At 32.4% G+C, this 17,465-nt stretch carries 19 protein-coding genes and 1 pseudogene; 16 read left to right on the forward strand and 4 right to left on the reverse strand.

What is annotated here, in order from left to right; genetic code table 11:
* Nucleotides 1-259: 259 nt before the first annotated feature.
* Nucleotides 260-1,258: a spore coat putative kinase YutH gene (gene yutH, locus ABEY15_RS04935; RefSeq protein ID WP_429888882.1), complete on the forward strand. Its 999-nt coding sequence runs from the start codon at nucleotides 260-262 to the stop codon at nucleotides 1,256-1,258.
* A 215-nt stretch (nucleotides 1,259-1,473) separates the two neighbouring features.
* Here yutH and ABEY15_RS04940 read toward each other — a convergent pair whose 3' ends face one another.
* Entirely contained in the window at nucleotides 1,474-1,701 is a 228-nt protein-coding gene (locus ABEY15_RS04940; protein WP_025671774.1) for a NifU family protein, read from the reverse strand.
* Between the two features lie 121 nt (nucleotides 1,702-1,822).
* Between ABEY15_RS04940 and ABEY15_RS04945 the strand changes: the two genes are divergently transcribed.
* The 3 genes from ABEY15_RS04945 to ABEY15_RS04955 all read left to right on the forward strand — a co-directional run bounded on the left by ABEY15_RS04945 (nucleotide 1,823) and on the right by ABEY15_RS04955 (nucleotide 4,127).
* On the forward strand, nucleotides 1,823-2,125 hold the full coding sequence (locus ABEY15_RS04945; protein ID WP_049819759.1) for a DUF1462 family protein: 303 nt from the start codon (nucleotides 1,823-1,825) through the stop codon (nucleotides 2,123-2,125).
* A gap of 601 nt (nucleotides 2,126-2,726) precedes the next feature.
* Nucleotides 2,727-3,146 carry an NfeD family protein gene (locus ABEY15_RS04950; RefSeq protein WP_429888861.1) on the forward strand — a complete coding sequence of 140 codons (420 nt, stop codon included), beginning with the start codon at nucleotides 2,727-2,729 and terminating at the stop codon, nucleotides 3,144-3,146.
* Between the two features lie 15 nt (nucleotides 3,147-3,161).
* Entirely contained in the window at nucleotides 3,162-4,127 is a 966-nt protein-coding gene (locus ABEY15_RS04955; protein WP_429888862.1) for an SPFH domain-containing protein, read from the forward strand.
* A gap of 69 nt (nucleotides 4,128-4,196) precedes the next feature.
* Here ABEY15_RS04955 and ABEY15_RS04960 read toward each other — a convergent pair whose 3' ends face one another.
* Nucleotides 4,197-5,264, reverse strand: coding sequence for an FAD-dependent oxidoreductase (locus ABEY15_RS04960; RefSeq protein WP_025671778.1), 1,068 nt, complete (start codon nucleotides 5,262-5,264; stop codon nucleotides 4,197-4,199).
* Between the two features lie 196 nt (nucleotides 5,265-5,460).
* Here ABEY15_RS04960 and ABEY15_RS04965 point away from each other — a divergent pair, with 196 nt between their 5' ends.
* The 3 genes from ABEY15_RS04965 to ABEY15_RS04975 all read left to right on the forward strand — a co-directional run bounded on the left by ABEY15_RS04965 (nucleotide 5,461) and on the right by ABEY15_RS04975 (nucleotide 7,264).
* Nucleotides 5,461-5,697 carry a YuzB family protein gene (locus ABEY15_RS04965; protein WP_056468696.1) on the forward strand — a complete coding sequence of 79 codons (237 nt, stop codon included), beginning with the start codon at nucleotides 5,461-5,463 and terminating at the stop codon, nucleotides 5,695-5,697.
* Nucleotides 5,698-6,043: 346 nt separating this feature from the next.
* Nucleotides 6,044-6,910 (forward strand): diaminopimelate epimerase, encoded by an 867-nt coding sequence (gene dapF / locus ABEY15_RS04970; RefSeq protein WP_429888864.1) that lies wholly within the window; start codon nucleotides 6,044-6,046, stop codon nucleotides 6,908-6,910.
* Complete coding sequence (locus ABEY15_RS04975; protein ID WP_429888865.1) at nucleotides 6,911-7,264, forward strand: HesB/IscA family protein; 354 nt, start codon at nucleotides 6,911-6,913, stop codon at nucleotides 7,262-7,264.
* Nucleotides 7,265-7,579: 315 nt separating this feature from the next.
* Here ABEY15_RS04975 and ABEY15_RS04980 read toward each other — a convergent pair.
* Nucleotides 7,580-8,569, reverse strand: a pseudogene (locus ABEY15_RS04980) (NAD(P)/FAD-dependent oxidoreductase).
* A 368-nt stretch (nucleotides 8,570-8,937) separates the two neighbouring features.
* Here ABEY15_RS04980 and ABEY15_RS04985 point away from each other — a divergent pair.
* The 7 genes from ABEY15_RS04985 to ABEY15_RS05015 all read left to right on the forward strand — a co-directional run bounded on the left by ABEY15_RS04985 (nucleotide 8,938) and on the right by ABEY15_RS05015 (nucleotide 13,859).
* Nucleotides 8,938-10,155: an NAD(P)/FAD-dependent oxidoreductase gene (locus ABEY15_RS04985; RefSeq protein WP_429888867.1), complete on the forward strand. Its 1,218-nt coding sequence runs from the start codon at nucleotides 8,938-8,940 to the stop codon at nucleotides 10,153-10,155.
* A 187-nt stretch (nucleotides 10,156-10,342) separates the two neighbouring features.
* On the forward strand, nucleotides 10,343-10,822 hold the full coding sequence (locus ABEY15_RS04990; RefSeq protein ID WP_429888868.1) for an NUDIX domain-containing protein: 480 nt from the start codon (nucleotides 10,343-10,345) through the stop codon (nucleotides 10,820-10,822).
* Nucleotides 10,823-10,916: 94 nt separating this feature from the next.
* Nucleotides 10,917-11,234 carry a YuiB family protein gene (locus tag ABEY15_RS04995; RefSeq protein ID WP_429888884.1) on the forward strand — a complete coding sequence of 106 codons (318 nt, stop codon included), beginning with the start codon at nucleotides 10,917-10,919 and terminating at the stop codon, nucleotides 11,232-11,234.
* 89 nt (nucleotides 11,235-11,323) lie between these two features.
* Complete coding sequence (locus ABEY15_RS05000) at nucleotides 11,324-11,971, forward strand: 3D domain-containing protein (RefSeq protein WP_429888869.1); 648 nt, start codon at nucleotides 11,324-11,326, stop codon at nucleotides 11,969-11,971.
* A gap of 3 nt (nucleotides 11,972-11,974) precedes the next feature.
* On the forward strand, nucleotides 11,975-12,436 hold the full coding sequence (locus ABEY15_RS05005) for an SRPBCC family protein (protein ID WP_429888870.1): 462 nt from the start codon (nucleotides 11,975-11,977) through the stop codon (nucleotides 12,434-12,436).
* 213 nt (nucleotides 12,437-12,649) lie between these two features.
* Nucleotides 12,650-13,036 (forward strand): PaaI family thioesterase, encoded by a 387-nt coding sequence (locus ABEY15_RS05010; RefSeq protein ID WP_025671788.1) that lies wholly within the window; start codon nucleotides 12,650-12,652, stop codon nucleotides 13,034-13,036.
* A 265-nt stretch (nucleotides 13,037-13,301) separates the two neighbouring features.
* Nucleotides 13,302-13,859: a DUF5366 family protein gene (locus ABEY15_RS05015; protein ID WP_429888871.1), complete on the forward strand. Its 558-nt coding sequence runs from the start codon at nucleotides 13,302-13,304 to the stop codon at nucleotides 13,857-13,859.
* Nucleotides 13,860-13,910: 51 nt separating this feature from the next.
* On the opposite strand, the gene ABEY15_RS05020 is transcribed toward ABEY15_RS05015, so the two are convergent.
* Nucleotides 13,911-15,782 (reverse strand): transglycosylase domain-containing protein, encoded by a 1,872-nt coding sequence (locus ABEY15_RS05020; protein ID WP_429888872.1) that lies wholly within the window; start codon nucleotides 15,780-15,782, stop codon nucleotides 13,911-13,913.
* 241 nt (nucleotides 15,783-16,023) lie between these two features.
* On the opposite strand from ABEY15_RS05020, the gene kapD reads away from it, so the two are divergent.
* A complete protein-coding gene (gene kapD / locus ABEY15_RS05025) occupies nucleotides 16,024-16,644 on the forward strand; it encodes a 3'-5' exonuclease KapD (RefSeq protein WP_069034803.1) in 621 nt (206 codons plus the stop codon).
* 456 nt (nucleotides 16,645-17,100) lie between these two features.
* On the forward strand, nucleotides 17,101-17,283 hold the full coding sequence (locus tag ABEY15_RS05030) for a hypothetical protein (protein WP_069034802.1): 183 nt from the start codon (nucleotides 17,101-17,103) through the stop codon (nucleotides 17,281-17,283).
* Nucleotides 17,284-17,465 lie beyond the last annotated feature (182 nt).

Raw genomic sequence — 17,465 nt, forward strand, 5'->3', positions numbered from 1 at the left:
CCCTCGAGGTCATAAGCCGAATGCCAATAAAGGTAAAAAGCAACCTTTTTTGGCCTTTGTCTTATGCTTGTCGGGGCTGACCAACTCGCTTCCACATTTCATATATACTACGTCATTCTCTCCCTTTTTGTGTATGGCCATTCGGGTTTATATAGAGAAAGTGAAAAAGTAGGGTACAGGTTTTTAGATTTGTGACATATATATTAATTAAGTAGGTATAAGAAGGATGTGAGTGATGATGTTTATTCGCAACCAAAACATCATTCAAGACATGTTTACTCATTATCAAATTCAACCAGCCGAATTACTTCAAGTACAGTCATATTACATGTTTTGGCAGCGGAATAGGGTGTATTTTCTTGCACCCATTGGAAATTTAAAAGAAGATGATTTGCAAGAAATGAAGAGTTTAAGTGAATTTATGAGCTCAACCGGAGATCAATCGGTAGCAACCTTTGTTCAAAATGTTCAAGGGTACTATGTAAGTAAGATTGATGGAAATAATTATTCCTTATTTAAAAGTAACAGACAAAATGAACGCAGTAATAATAACGGTGAAGAACTTGCGATTTTTCATTTAAGAGGGAAAAAATATTCAGATGAATTGAAAAGATTAAATAGAATCGGGAAATGGAAGAATTTATGGGAAAAACGGTTAGAGCAATTAGAAAGATTTTGGCAAAGTAAAGTAAATAGTCATCCCGAAAATTTTTTCGATCAAATATTTATTGAATCTTTTCCTTATTATCTCGGAATGACTGAAAATGCGATTCAATATGTTGTAGATACTGAACTAGATGATACGCCTCAAGTTGTTGATGCAGCAACAATTTGTCATCAAAAAATGACTGAACGAAGACAGAAAGAAATTCATTTTGCGAAAGTACCGATTGAATGGATTTACGATCATCCAAGCAGAGATCTTGCTGAATGGGTTAGGGATGAATATTTAGAGAATCCTGATAATTATAAAAAGAAAATCCTCTCATTTTTTTATGGTTATGAAAAGAAAAGTCCATTATCTACTTTTACGTGGCGTTTGTTATTTGCAAGACTTCTTTTTCCCGTACATTATTTTGAAACAATTGAAGGATATTATTTGGCAAGGAGCGATGCGGATCGGAAAAGGTATGAGCGGAAATTAGTTAATTATCTTGAAAACACTAGTGAGTTTGAAGCTTTTTTAGGTGGGTTTTATGATTTGATCGGACTACCGACTGCTAAGTTAGGGATTCGTGAAATTAAATGGCTGAAATAAAAGAGAGGGTTTTAAACCCTCTCTTCAGACTGCCCGCCAAACGCTCGCTTTCTTCGTTGCTCATTATCGTCTAAGGTAACTCCGCTCCTCACCAGGCTTCACGCCTCGAAAGACAAGCGCTTGCAATCAGTCTGAACACTAAGTTTTTAATATATTGTCTAAACAATGAAAGAGAGGGTAGACACCCCACCCTCTCTTTTAGTATTGAAAATATATTAGAATACTTGCTCTACCTCAATTACACCAGGTACTTCTTCTAATAAAGCTCGCTCAATACCAGCTTTTAATGTAATAGTTGAACTTGGGCAGCTGCCACATGCACCTAAAAGGCGAAGTTTAACAATTCCATCCTCAATATCAACTAAATCAACGTCTCCACCATCACGTAGTAAAAACGGTCTTAATTTATCTAAAACTTCTTGTACTTGTTCTTTCATGTCCATTCATATCGACTCCTTTCACTAATTTTATTATAATCAGTTAAGAGGAAAAAATCTATTACAGAGTACTTTGTGTGTTTGAAATTATTTTGGACACACACTTATTGTATGCTAGGAGGAGAAAATGAGTAATAAAATTTTAGTGGAAGTTTTTGGAGCTGAAGTAATATGTGCAAGTTGTGTAGGAATGCCATCATCAATTGAAACTTTTGAATGGCTTCAAGCTGCACTTCAAAGAAAATATCCTGACTTAGCCTTTGATTTTCAATACATTGATATATTTAATGTAGAGAATAATGAAAAAGAAGATTTCGCTGAACGAGTTAGAAATGATGAATTTTTCTATCCAGTAGTATTAGTAAATGGAAATGTTGTTGGTGAAGGTAATCCAAAATTAAAAGATGTTTATAACGCTATTGAGCTATAATGAATTAAAACCTCTTACAAAAATGTAAGGGTTTTTAAGAGTGTTGAAATATAAAATGGTCAATATGGAAAACGGAAATTAAACGAACATTTAGTTAACGATGAGTTTATCATTTTTTGGATGCTTTAATAATGAAGTTAAAATATTAGTTGATTTTTAGAAAAACAATTTAAATTAATCAGTTTAATTAATGTTCTATATTAATTGACCTACACGCAGATTAATATACAACAGTTAGGTTACTCTAAGTAAAGGGAATTTGATTAGGATTTATTGCAGACTTATTTTGATTGAATAAGTTGATTGTAACGGAGGGGTGCTCGACTCCNNTACTCCTTTTACGAAAATTTGTTAATTTAAATGACAATGTTGTTTTTCAACAGTGTGAAACCCCCTTACAAAAATGTAAGGGGGTTTTTATTGATTATAAATTGTTTTTGTTGGGTTCTTATTGTAATTTATTCTTTTCCAAAAAATTAAAATGTTTTAATAAAATTCACTATTTTATGTAAAATGCTGAAGATTTACATGATAGAATAGAAGAGTAAAATAAATAAATTACAATTTTTGGCATATATATAGAATTGGGAGGAGGGGTGGAATGGTTGCGATCAGTTTATTTGTAATTGGAGTTTTATTAATTATTATCGAAATGTTTTCGTTAACCTTTGTATTCTTATGGATTGGTATTGCGAGCATTCTCGCATCAGTTGTAAATTATTTAACAGGATCAAACACCTTTACTTTTATCGTTTTTGTTATTAGTGCATTAATTTTGTGGCTTAGTACAAAGAAATTTGCAAAAAGAATCCACCAGCATAAAACGATAGAAAATGGAGTATATGCATTAGTTGGTAAAGAGGTCGTAGTAGCCTCTGTTGAAATAAATGATGATACAGTAGGCACGACTAAAGTTTATGGTGATGAATGGACAATCCGTTCTAGTGAACCATTAATTTTAAATGAAAAGGTAATTGTAACAAAAATAGAAGGTGCAACTTTATACGTGAAAAATAACTAATTGAGGAGAAGTGCTATGTCTGATGTAAGTTCTATGGTTGGTCCAATTATTATTGGTATTATTGTTTTATTTGTTGTGTTACTTTTGTTATCAAGTATTCGTATTGTTAGACAATCTGAAGTATATCTAGTAGAACGATTAGGGAAATTCCATCGTAAATTAGAGAGTGGAATCCACGTTGTAATGCCATTTGTTGAACGTGTGGCTAGTAAAAAAACATTGCGTGAGACTGTGGTAGATTTTCCACCACAATCAATGATTACAAAAGATAATGTTAGTATCCAAGTAGACTCAGTTGTCTTTTATCAAGTAACTGATGTTGTACGTCATGAATACGAAATTGCTAATCCATTGTCTGCGATTTCCAATTTGACTGCTACTACTTTACGTAACTTAATAGGGGAATTAGATTTAGATGAAACTTTAACAAGTCGTGATACAGTTAATAATAAACTCCGTTCAATTCTTGACCAAGCAACTGATAAATGGGGAATGAAGGTTAATCGTGTAGAAATCCGAAATATTATTCCACCAATTGATATACAAAATGCGATGGAGAGACAAATGCAAGCAGAACGTACACGTCGTGAAAAAGTATTAAATGCACAAGGTGAAAAAGAATCAAAAATCCTGAAAGCAGAAGGGGAAAAGCAATCAAAAATTCTTGAAGCAGAAGGGGAACGTTTAAGCCAAGTTGAAAAAGCTCGAGGAGATAAAGATTCTCAAGTTTTACGCGCTGAAGGGGAAGCGGAAGCAATCATTAAACTTGCTGAAGCGAAAGCTAGAGGCGAACAACTTGTGTTAGATGTTTGGAGAAATGCAGAGCCAACTAAAGAAATGGTTCAATTGCGTTCAATGGAAGCTTTAGAAAAAGTAGCTTACGGTCATGCATCAAAACTTGTTATTCCGACAGACGCTACAAAGCTTTTAGGGATGGTTGAAAGTGTAAAAGAAGTTATTAAATCTGATAAAACAGAATAAAAAAAAGCCCCTTAGCAATTATGTAAGGGGCTTTTGCATATTAGTATAGCTAAAAAGATGATTTGTTAATCAACCATTGTGGTATTTATACATCCATAAGATTCCAGACTTAATTAATCTTGGAACACGTCCGATTAGTGGGCGTTCATTGAATAGTCCAAAACCATGTTTTTTACCTAATGAGCCCATAATACCTTTTAATTTTATTTTAGGCATTTCTTCTGGAAGGTCTTCACCTTTCCATTTTTTTTGTAAAACCATAACGATTTGTTCTGCTTGAGCTTCCGCAAGCTGTGCAGATGGTGCATATGGTAATGATGCACAATCTCCCACTACATAAACATGCTCATCGTTTGGCATGTGATGATATTTCGTTACAACGATTCTTCCTGTATTGTCTTTTTCTACGTCTAAATTGCGGACAACTTCAACTGGTTGAATTCCCGCTGTCCATATTACAGCGTCACAATGAATTTCATCATCATGGTTAAATAAAGTATTTTTCTCAACTTTTGTAATGTTTGAATTGCTAACAATTTTAACATCATGCTCAATAAACCAGTTTTGTACATAATAACTAAGTTTTTCTGGAAACATTGATAAAATTCGGCTTCCACGATCAAAAAGTAAAATTTGTAAATCGCTTCTACTTTCTCTTAATTCACTAGCTACTTCTACACCACTTAAACCAGCACCTACAACACCGATTACTGAATTAGGAGGTAGACTGTTTACATTTTCATAAGCGTTTCTTGTTTTTTCAATTGTTTGAATACTATAAGTATGTTCCGGTGCACCAGGTACATTATGGTATTTATCCTCACAACCTAAACCGATAATTAAATCATCATAAGAAACTGATTTTCCATTGCTTAATTCTACTTTCTTGTTTGCCGTATCAATTGTAGTAATATCTCCATATACAACCTTTAATTTCTCATGAGTTGGTAATGGTATTCTAATGTGTTGCTCTGGAACCGTACCCGCAACTAATGCATAATACTCAGTTTTAAAGCAATGAAAAGAATTTCGATCAATCAATGTGATATGAACATCCTCAGGTAAATCAGATGTTAATAGACGTGACAAAGCACGAATATTTCCATATCCGGCACCTAGTAATACGAGGTTTTTCATAGTTGATGTTCCCCTTTTGTTTTATTAGCGTTGAATGAAAAAATTTTTCTATTTTTCGACAATTATATTATATATATTTTATGTTAAAATAACAACGCCTAACTCGGTAAAATAAAGCTCATTCCATTTATTCTCAAAAGGATTGACGTTTTTAAAAAAAAAGAGTAACTTTATGAGGAGCAAGGAGTGAAAAATAGTGAGACCATTAGTCGAATTTTGTATAAAAAACCTAGCAGACGGTGCACAAAAAGCTTTAGAACAGCTTGAACGTGATCCCAATCTAGACATACTAGAATATGGCTGCCTTGGATATTGTGGAAAATGTAGTCTATCACTTTTTGCACTAGTTGAAGGGGAAGTAGTTACTGGAGAAACGGCAACCGAGCTAGTAGATAATATTTATATTTTCTTAGAAGAAAATATGTTAATATAAGAAGCGCTGTTAATAATTAACAGTGCTTTTTCTATTTTTCCGGCTATTTCAACAATATTTTAATCTTCCTCATAATCCGTTTTACATCCCTCGATCATTCCCTAATTTAAACAATTCAATATTAGGAAAAAATTACTATTCTTTAGATTAATTACTTTAACCAATATTATTTATATTACGTACACTATTTTTAATTATTTAGCAAAATTAATGCAAAAAAAATGAGCATTCACCTAAGTGAAGCTCTTAAAATGTTTCTATATCGAGAAACGGGGGATGTTCTTATTGTGCTCGATTCATTTAAAATTTATACTTGTATTAATAAAAAAAGTAAGGAGTCATGAAAATGAATTCTTTTCGTTATACAAAAATGCATGGATTAGGAAATAACTATATTTATGTAAATATGTTTGAAGAAAATTTAAGAGAAGAAGAGCTTTCTAAACTTGCAGTTGAAGTTTCAAATATTAATACAGGTATTGGTAGTGATGGAATGATATTAATCTGTCCATCAGAAGTTGCAGATGTAAAAATGCGAGTATTTAATAATGATGGGTCAGAAGCTAAAAATTGTGGTAATGGTCTAAGATGTGTAGCTAAATTTGCATATGAACATGGAATTGCAAATAATACTTCATTTAAGATTGAAACGATCAGTACAATTGTTGAAGCAACAGTACATGTTGAAAATAATATTGTTAATCAAGTAACAGTAAATATGGGGAATCCAATATTCCAAAGATCACAAATCCCAATGATTGGTAATGACCAGGAATATGCTAAGGACAGAATTTTATTTGAAGAAAAAAGCTATGAATTTTCAGCAGTTTCGATGGGAAATCCACATGCTGTTTTTGAAGTAAGTGATATAAACAAGGCACCATTAACAACTTTAGGTCCAATTGTTGAAAAGCATGATTTATTTCCGGAAAGCGTAAATGTTGAATTTATCGAATGTTTGCCGCATAATGAGATAAATTTCGTTGTATGGGAGCGAGGTTCTGGTGTAACGCAAGCCTGTGGAACAGGAGCTTGTGCTGCAGCAGTCGCAATGATACAAGAAGGTAAATATAAACGAGATGAACCGATAACTGTTCACCTGCAAGGTGGAGATTTACAAATTACTTGGTCTACTGATGGGGATGTATGGATGAAAGGCCCAGCAGTTACAATAACAGAAGGCATATACTATACTCAAAGAGGAGTGAAATAAATGATTACAGTTACTGAACAAGCAGGTTTAAAAATTAAAGAAATGATTGAAAACGAAGAAGATCAAAACACTTTTGTTCGCTTGGGAGTAAAAGGTGGAGGGTGCTCTGGACTTTCATATGGACTTGGTTTCGATCCACAAAAAAATGATGATGACACAGTATTAGAATATTATGGCATTAAGTTTTTAATTGATAATGAAAGTGCTCCTATCTTAAAAGGAGTTGTAATTGATTTCAAAGAGTCATTACTAGGTGGAGGATTTACAATCGATAATCCAAATGCAATCGCATCATGTGGATGTGGTTCAAGCTTTAGAACTGCGACGAATGCTGGTACACCTGAAGAGTGCTAAATCAGTCTGAATATCAATTTTTTTGGGCGTTGTCTACACAGTGATAGGATACTTTTGTATCCTATTTTTTTTCTATTATACAAACTAGGCAAAATTCTTAATTGTTAATATTTTTACAAATTCAGGGTAAATTATTGAATCTTTTTTGAAGTTGTGTACTATTATATAGTGTAGATAAAAATTTGAATTGTTTTATTAAGAAGTTGGTTGTGAAATGATTCACGAATTATGTTGTGCATTGTTCAATGTATCACAAGAAAGATTAGAAAAAGACTGACTAGAAAAAGTCAGTCCTTATGATTTAAATCTTATATTTTAGAACATTGAAGAACTATGACCTGGTTGTACTTTCGCAGTTGGATCTATATATGTTTTAGCATGGTTGATTGCTGTTGGTGCTTCACCAAATCCAGAAGCAATTAGCTTAACTTTTCCATCATATGTACAAATATCGCCAGCAGCATAAATACCTGGAATATTTGTTTCCATGCGTGTGTTAACAACAATGTTGTTTTTATCAATGTTTAGGCCCCAGTTTTTAATTGGTCCTAAAGACGAAACAAAACCATAGTTAACGATTACATCATCAATTTCGATTTCAATACTCTCTTCAGTTTTTGCATTTTGAAGTACAACTTTTTCAATACGCTTTCCACCAACGATTCCAACAGGAACCCAAGGAGTTGTTACTTCTACTTTAGAGTTCATTAAGTTTTCAACGCTATGCTCATGAGCTCTAAATTTATCACGACGGTGAACTAGTGTTACTTTTTCAGCGATTGATTCAAGCATTAATGACCAGTCTACAGCAGAATCTCCGCCACCGAAAACAACAACTCGTTTACCAGCAAATTTATTCATATCATCTACGAAGTAATGTAGGTTTGCTTTTTCAAATTTTTCAGAACCAGCGATTTCAAGTTTACGTGGTTGGAATGCACCATTACCTGCAGTGATGATAATAGCTTTTGTATAATGCTCAAAACCATCATTACAAACTAAATGGAAGACACCGTCTTCACCTTTAGTAATAGTTTGAACTGACTGCTCTTAACATACGGTAGGATTAAATTTTTTCATTTGCTCTTTTAAGTTATCAATTAACTCTTGAGCGCGTACTTTTGGGAAACCGGCTACATCATATATGTATTTTTCGGGGTAAAGTGCAGATAATTGACCACCAAGCTGTGGTAGGCTTTCTATGATTTTTACACTAGCTTGTCTCATTCCACCATAAAAAGCAGTGAATAAACCAATTGGTCCTCCACCAATTATCGTAATATCATATACTTTTTCGTCTTTCATAAACGGAATATCCCCCTCATGTATAAATGCATGTCATCTATAATAGAATAATATCATATTTTATGCCGATAAACTGAGGTGTGGATCAAAAAATAACCGATTTCACTTAATATTTCGAGAATTCTACCGATTAGATTTATGCTTGAAATCTTACACAAAAAACTTTAATATTGTTATAGGCTAATTGTTAACATTTTGTGACAATTATTACGAAATATTTAGACAAATATCCCTATATAATCGTTTGCTCACTTATGTACTAATTTATAATGATTTAGATTGCTCACTATTGAGCTTAGTTATAAATTTAGAAATATTACAGCAAATTGTAGGTACTTAATATAATTTAAAAGGATGGTATGTATATCATGAATAAGCCTAAGATTGTAATCCTTGGAGCTGGGTATGGTGGAATTATTACTGCAACTCGACTTCAAAAAACATTATCTGCAAATGAAGCGGACATTACACTAGTAAATAAAAACAGCTACCACTACCAAGCAACATGGTTACATGAAAATGCAGCAGGTACATTACACCATGACCGTACACGTCTTGATATTAAAGACGTGATTAATCAAGATAAAATTAACTTTATTCAAGATACTGTTACTCAAATCAAACCTGAAGAGAAGAAAGTATTTCTTTCTAACGGCGAATTAGACTATGATTATTTAGTAGTTGGACTTGGTTTTGAGTCAGAAACTTTTGGAATTAAAGGATTAAAAGAACATGCATTCTCAATTGCTAACATCAATGCTGCTCGTCAAATTCGTGAGCATATTGATTACAGCTTCTCAAAATACTATAACACTCCAGTTGAAAAACGCGATGAGTTATTAACGATTATCGTTGGTGGTGCTGGATTTACTGGTATTGAATTTGTTGGTGAACTTGCAAACCGTGTTCCAGAATTATGCAAAGAGTATGATATCGATCGTGATTTAGTTCGTATTATTTGCGTAGAGGCTGCACCAATGGTATTACCAGGTTTTGACCCTGAATTAGTCGACTATGCGGTTTCTCAATTAGAGAAAAAAGGCGTAGAATTCAAAATTGGTACAGCTATTAAAGAATGTACTGAAAATGGAATCATCGTTGCTAAAGGTGATGTAGAAGAGAAAATCAACTCTGCAACAGTTGTTTGGGCTGCAGGTGTACGTGGAAATGCATTAGTAGAGCAAGCTGGTTTTGAAGCTATGCGTGGACGTGTAAAAGTTACTAAAGATATGCGTGTTCCAGGATATGATGACGTATTTATCGTTGGAGACTCTGCTTTATTAATTGACGAAGCAAGTAACCGTCCATACCCACCAACAGCACAAATTGCAATTCAACAAGGATTTAATGTTGCACACAACTTAGCAGTACTAGTTCGTGGAAAAGGTGAATTAGAAGAATTCACACCAGACATTAAAGGTACAGTATGTTCATTAGGACATGATGATGCAATTGGCGTAGTTTACGGTAAAAAATTAACTGGTTGGAAAGCTTCATTTATGAAAAAAGTAATTGATAACCGTTATTTATTCGTACTTGGTGGACCAATGTTAGTTCTTAAAAAAGGTAAATTAAACCTTCTATAGGCATATTAGCTCGACTTAAGTCGAGCTTTTTCTTTGTAAATTAATTCAGAATAAATTGGCAGCGGTGAAGAATTCTCGACGTAGTTACCCATTTTAGGAATTAAGTATTAGTGCAACTACGCCTCTATCTTCGCCAAAAAGCTCGCCAATAGACGAGTTTTCTTTATCGTAAAGGTGGTCATAATAGATGAGTAAAAGAAGCAATGTATGGCTAGGGGTAGCTGGTTTAGTGAAAGACTCTAACGGAAGATGGTTAGTTGTAAAGAAAAAATATAGTGGCTTAAAAGGTTTATGGTCTTTACCAGCAGGTTTTGTAAAACAAGATGAAACTGTTGACCAAGCAGTTTTAAGAGAGATTAAAGAGGAAACAGGTGTAGATGCAACCTTAATTGGTTTAATAGGTGTTAGGACTGGCGTTATTCGCGAAGAAATTAGTGATAATATGTTAATTTTCTTATTACAGGCAAATGATACAACGATTTCAATTCAAGAAGAAGAGTTATCAGATGTACGTTTTATTTCTGAAGAAGAGCTAGTAAAAGATTCAACATCTTCATTACTAATTAAATACTTAATCGAAAATCCTCCAAATAAACCAATGGATGTGGTTAAAGGGTTAAACCCAGGAGATCAATTCCAATATACTACATATCACTTTATTAAGTAATTTTTAAATAGTTTGAATTTTTTTAAAATTGACGATAGGACAAGAAGGTTTTACACTGTATATAGAAAAAATGTGGGGTGTTTTTTATATGGTGATGAGTATTCCAGTTTTACTAATTTCAATTTTGTTATTTTTCGTATTAGCTTTTGGAATCGGTTTCCTTGCAAATATGCTTTTTCGAACAACTTGGTTTATGGTAGTAATCTATCCACTATTAATCGTTATGATTGTGGACAAGATTAGTACGGTAAAATATTTTACTAATACTTCTGTAGCTTTTGAGACATTAAAAACAAACTTATTGGCAGTAGGAACTGGTGATATTGTTATTTTAACAGCTGGTTTAGTAGGGGCAATTATGTCAGGAGTAGTAATCCTTTCATTAAGAAAAAATGGATATCAAATGTTCTAACTTCTAACTTTCTCATATATGAGAAAGTTTTTTTATAATTTTTTTGTTTTAGGGAAAGATGAAAAGATGAAAAGGAGTGAAATGATTCATTGGGTATAAATAAAAAATTATTTAGACGTGTTATTTTATCTATTTTATTCATTATTGCTTTGTTTTCTTCTTTAAAAATCCTTGCAAATATTCAAGTAGCTACTATAAAGGGCTGGTTTAGTGATTCAATTGCAATAAATAAAGTATTTGCTGAAGAAAATAAAACGATCACAAATGAGAGCATAATGATTACGATGGCAAAAAACATCGAACATAATACGAATTGGAATAATTATAAAAAGGTAACAGTTACTGCAACAGGTTATACAGCTGGAAGAGAATCGACAGGAAAAAGTCCTAAAGACCATTCATATGGAATTACTTATTCAGGTGTGGAAGTAAAGAGGGATTTATTTTCAACCATTGCAGCCGATTTAAACGTATTTCCGATAGGAACGGTATTATTTATTCCTGGTTATGGATATGGAGTAGTAGCAGATAAAGGTGCAGCAGTAAAAGGAAATCATTTGGATTTATATTTTCAAACTGTTGAAGATGTATTTGAGCATTGGGGAAAGAAGAAATTGGCTGTTTATATAATAAAGCAAGGGTCAGGAAGATTTACTGAATCAGATCTGAAAGAATTAAATGAACAAAACTCGTTACAAGTATTTAGACAGCAATCAAAGAATCAAGTTGGAGAATAGATTATGGAAAAAATAAATTATAGCTTAACCATTAATGCACCAATCGAAGCTGTTTTTGAAGTTGTTGATTCCGATGAGCATATAAAAAAGTGGATGGATGGTTTCATAGAGAATAAGTATGACGAAAATTTCAACAGAGAAAAACCAGTTGGTCATAAGTTTAAGCAAAAGTTAGAGGAAGATGGGGAAATTCGAGAATATGATGGTGAAATCATTTCATATAGCCCACCAAAAGAATTAGGTATTCGCTTAAAGCATACTAATTTTACAGCTGATGCGGTCTATCGTTTTTTTTCTGTTGAATTAAATCAAACCCGATTAGATTATGAATGTAGCTTGGAAATGTCTTCAGTAGTAGCAAAAATGACAGGCTTCATATTCAGCTGGTTCACAAAACGAATTGTAGTAAAACAAATGAGTAGTTTAAAAGAATATGCAGAAAAGCGATTTGATGGTGTACTATAAATACATGCCCCTTGCATTAATAGCAAGGGGTTTACAACGTTAATAGGATATTTATTTTGAATAAAAGGAAAATCTTTTCATTATCTCGAATTTAAAATAAGTAAAATTTTATAATAAAATAGAAATTGTTAAACATAATCTTTTGTTCAAACAAGTAAGACGAAAACAGAGTAGTTTAAAGTGGGCAAGCTTTAATGGAGAGGTGGAGGCTTAATGGAAGAGAAAATGACTTTAATGCATGCTTTAGGAATGACGATAGAGTCTGTTGAAGAAGGCAAAGTAGTGATGAAAATGGAGGTAACGGAAAAAGTGCATCAACCGTTTGGGTATTTACACGGAGGTGCTTCAGTTGCTTTAGCTGAAACAGTTGCGAGTGTAGGAACATTTTCGATGATTGATCAAGAGAATCAACTTGCTTTTGGTCTTGAAATAAACGCAAATCATTTACGTTCTGTTCGTGACGGTGTCGTAACAGCAATCGGAACTGCAGTACATACAGGTAAAACGACAATGGTTTGGGATATAAAAATTTATTCTGAGGATGAGCAGTTAGTTTGTATCTCGAGATGTACAGTTGCGATTAAAGATAAACGTAATTAACATAAAGACCTGCTAAATTACAATTGTAATTTAGCATTTTTTTTATGATCGAGGATAACAAACTAATGACACATGGTAAATGGGTCAGTCAGGTTTCTTAAATATTAAAATGATTTTTTCTAAAAAGAAAAAATAGAAACTCATCAATTTTATCTTAAACTTATGGTAAAATAATTAAGTTGTGTATATAAAATTTCGAAGATAAGTGAGACATCCTCTATTTAAGGATTTCATTTCTTGAGATAGAGAAGAAAGGAGACATTCGATGAAAAATATATATTACACAGGCTTCAATGCACTTTTATCAATTATTATGTTTACGGTCGCCATAACATTAAACTTCTTTCAAATGACTATAAACTTTTTATCAGTATCTGGTATTCTACAACCACTTACAGATCTACTTCCAGAGAAGGAAATTAGAATCCTTACATTTCTAGGTATAGCATTTCTTTTCTATTTAGTTTTGAGTGGATTCAAATTAATTTCTGATATGATCTGGCAATTTGCTCTACTACTATTCTCAAAGGACAATGAAGGAGTAGACTTATTAGCAACCAAGAAATATTCTTTTGTCTTTTTAATAGGTGGATTAATTGCTATCTTTTTAAATAAATCTTTAGTGTATATTGCTATTATTTTACTAGTATCAGTAATTGCATTTTTTATTTTATTTTTAATAAAGCAAAGATCTAACTATACAATTGTAGGGGTCATTGGTTTTATAATGATCCAATTAATTATTTGGGGATTAGTAGGAAGCGGAGTTGTATATGGCGCTTTTACAGTTCTAGCTAAATTTAAAACTTCAATGCCATTTTAAAAAAAGTAGCACTTTTGAGTATCTCAAAAGTGCTACTTTTTTGTTTATAGATTAATATAATTGGCCATTTACAACGATATTTTGCCATATGCGTTGAGTAGGTGGATAAGAATAGTTTTTAGGAATTGGAATTCTTTGTTTATCATTACCAATCCACGTACCAATTGTATAATTCGAAGTTAATCCCATGAACCATAGATTCGTATTATCGTTAGTTGTACCTGTTTTACCGCCAATATAGTTTAACGGCATATAGATATGTTTAGCAGTACCATCTTTTACTACAGAATTTAACATGCTTCTCATAGTTTCGTTCGTTGATGGATTGTAAACACGAATTGCTTTAGGATCATTATCGTATAATACGGTACCATCTCTTAACGTGATTTTTTTAATAGCGGTATTTTCATAGAATACTCCATTGTTTCCAAAGGTAGAGTATGCATCTGCCATTTCTAATGGTGACATACCGACATTGAAGCCACCAAGAGCACGACCTAGCTCTACACGGTCTTCATTTGTAATCGTTCTAAACCCAAACTTATCTAGGTATGAGTAACCTATACGTGGTGTAAGTTGCTCATATAATCGAACTGCAGCTGTATTATATGAGTTCTGCATAGCAGTACGTATAGTTACATCCCCGTATTCTTTTTTACTATCATTTTTAGGACAATACGTGCCTTTACAGTAGTTATCTGCGTTTACTTTTGTATCTGGTGTAGCACCAAAGGTTTCGATATATGGTGCATAAACTAGTAATGGTTTAATTGTTGAACCTGGCTGTCTATATGATTGGAATGCTCGATTTAGATTGTGAGGTTCATAGTTTCTTCCACCAGAAATTGCAATAATTTCATGTGTATCATTTTTTATTACAACTGCTGCGCCCTGTGTATTTGTTGAAAGCGTTCCTCGATTAACTGCGTTAACTGTCGCTTGTTGTACTGATGGATTTAAGCTTGTATAGACTTTTAAGCCTTGATTTTGTAAATATAATGCTCTCTCTTGAACGGTTTTTAATTTTTTTAATTCAGTTTGTTGTGCTGCTGATAGCTTGCTAGTATTAAATTTTCCTTTTTTACCAGCTAAGATACTCTTCAGTTCAGAATCTACGTAAGAATAGTAATCAGGATATTCCTGTGTTTTACTATCTTTCTTTAGCGTAATTTTTTCTTTCATGGCAGCAGTATACTGTTGTTCAGTTATTTTTCCCTGATCTCTAAGAATACCTAAAATTCTTTCTTGACGCTTTTTAGCATTATTAAAGTTTTTCAAAGGATCATATAAAGTTGGGTTATTTGGAATTGTACATACGAAAGCTGTTTGAGCAATACTCAAATCTTTTATCGATTTGCTAAAATATGCTTTACTTGCAGCTTCAATTCCATAGTTTCGATTTGCAAAATAAATTGTATTAATGTACATTTCTAAAATTTCATCTTTAGAATATTGCTTTTCAAGTTGTAAAGAGATTTGAATCTCTTTTATTTTGCGTTCCACTGTCCGTGCTTGAGTTAAATATAAGTTTCTTGCAAGCTGCTGTGTAATTGTACTAGCTCCCTGTTCTATTCCACTATTCGAAACATTCACCATAAATGCCCTAGCAACTCCAAATAAATCAATACCCTTATGTGAATAAAAATATCGATCTTCGGTAGAAATAAAGATATCTTTTACTAGTTGCGGAATATCACCGCTTTTTAAATTAATTCTATTATCACCAGAAGCAGGAATATAAAAAGGATTATTATTTCGATCATAAAAAACACTGTTCTGTGATAAAGAAACAACAGGCAGTTCTTCTACCTTCTTTTTGGGAATATGTTTTGAGGTCTCATATGCCATCATAGCTTGCTGAGATGTGAAATAAAAGACAAGAAAGCTTATTATAATAATAATAAATCCAATAATTTTTTTCATAATAGCCCTCTATATACTTTCTATTTTTTAATTCGTTTAAAGAAAAAATTAAACGAACGATATTATTTTAACACGATTTTTCATCTTGATGGGTATCTTATGTTATTTTTTACACAAATTGGTTGTATTAATAAAATAAGGAATAAAGTTGAAAATAGGCAATTTGTCTTACTTGAATATTCGTTAATCATATAAGACAATAAGTAAAAATCAGAAAATTTATTTTTCTGGAGGTGAGGAAATGAAAGAGCAGTTCCTGTTTATTGATTTTGAATTTACAATGCCCGATGGAAAATCAAAAGGAATTAAATTTTTTCCGGAAATCATTGAAGTTGGTTTTGTAAGTGTCATTAATGATGAGATTAATCAAACATATTCTTCATTTGTTAAACCGCTGCAATTTCCAACGTTATCCTCAAGATGTAAAAGGTTTCTAAATATCTCTCAAGAAAATGTTGACCATGGAATACAGTTAAAAGAACTTGGAGAAATATTAAATGAAGCGACAAAAAACTATAGAACCACGGTAATTACTTGGGGCAACATGGATATGAGAGTATTAAAACATAATTGCGAGGCTGCGAATATTTCATTCCCAATTCATGGGGAAGTAAGAGACTTATGTCTAGAGTATAAAACCTTCTTCGGTAACCAAAATCAAACTGGCCTTTGGAACGCAATGAAAGAGTATGGAAAAGATGGAACTGGAAATCACCATAAAGCACTAGACGATGCATTAACAACATATCATATTTATAAATTAGTAGAAAAAGATAAGCAATACATGAAAAAACCTGCACCAGCGACTTTAGGAGACTTAATTGATTTCTCATTATTAAAGAAAAGAATATCTTCATACTAAAAACCAATTGATTTTAAATCAGTTGGTTTTTATTTTGTTGAAAGAGGGATTTAGCAGTTAAGATCCAAATTCATTGTTATTTTTAATAGGGGCAAATAATGAAGTTGATTTAAATGTTATCAATATTTTTAATGTATAAGTCGTTCTTGAGTTCCACTTATTATTTGATTAATAAAATAGAGAATCACTAGAACAATGATTCTAATTTTTGATGATTAACTTTTTTATAAAGATAATGATTGGAACGAAGGGATGCTCGACCCCTATGGGAGATGCAGGAAGGGTGAGACCCCGCAGGAACGAGGAGGCTTTAGCTCATGCCCCATGGAAAGCGAGCATCCCGTAGTGGAAATCAACAACAACAACTTAATTATCTTTGAAAAAATCATTTGCTCATCATTTTACTTTGATTATTATAGATTACTTTGTATAATTGGCAGTGGGAGTGATGGGACTATGATGGAGTTTTTATATTTTCCTGAAGATAAAACAGAGTATATACCTGCCGTTATTTCATTAATTATTTTTATGATTGGTGCATTTATTACTTTTTATTTAATTAAAAAGGCATCGCTGAAAGAAGAAAAGCGTATAACAGAATTAATGGAATCAAAAGAAAAAAAATCATTACGTGAATAAAATAATTCAAAATGGGGACTTACTAAGGAAGGTCTCTTTTTTTTGGAATTACATCACATTTTTATCACATTTTTATGATAGATTTATTTTTGTGAATTTATTAGCTACATAGATTAACTCAAATCTGCTCAACCAAGCGCGTTTAAAACATTAACTTTATCGATCTAAAATTTAAGATCTGT

Origin of the sequence: Gottfriedia acidiceleris, assembly GCF_050457485.1 — a bacterium.
Lineage (GTDB): Bacteria > Bacillota > Bacilli > Bacillales > Bacillaceae_G > Gottfriedia > Gottfriedia acidiceleris_D.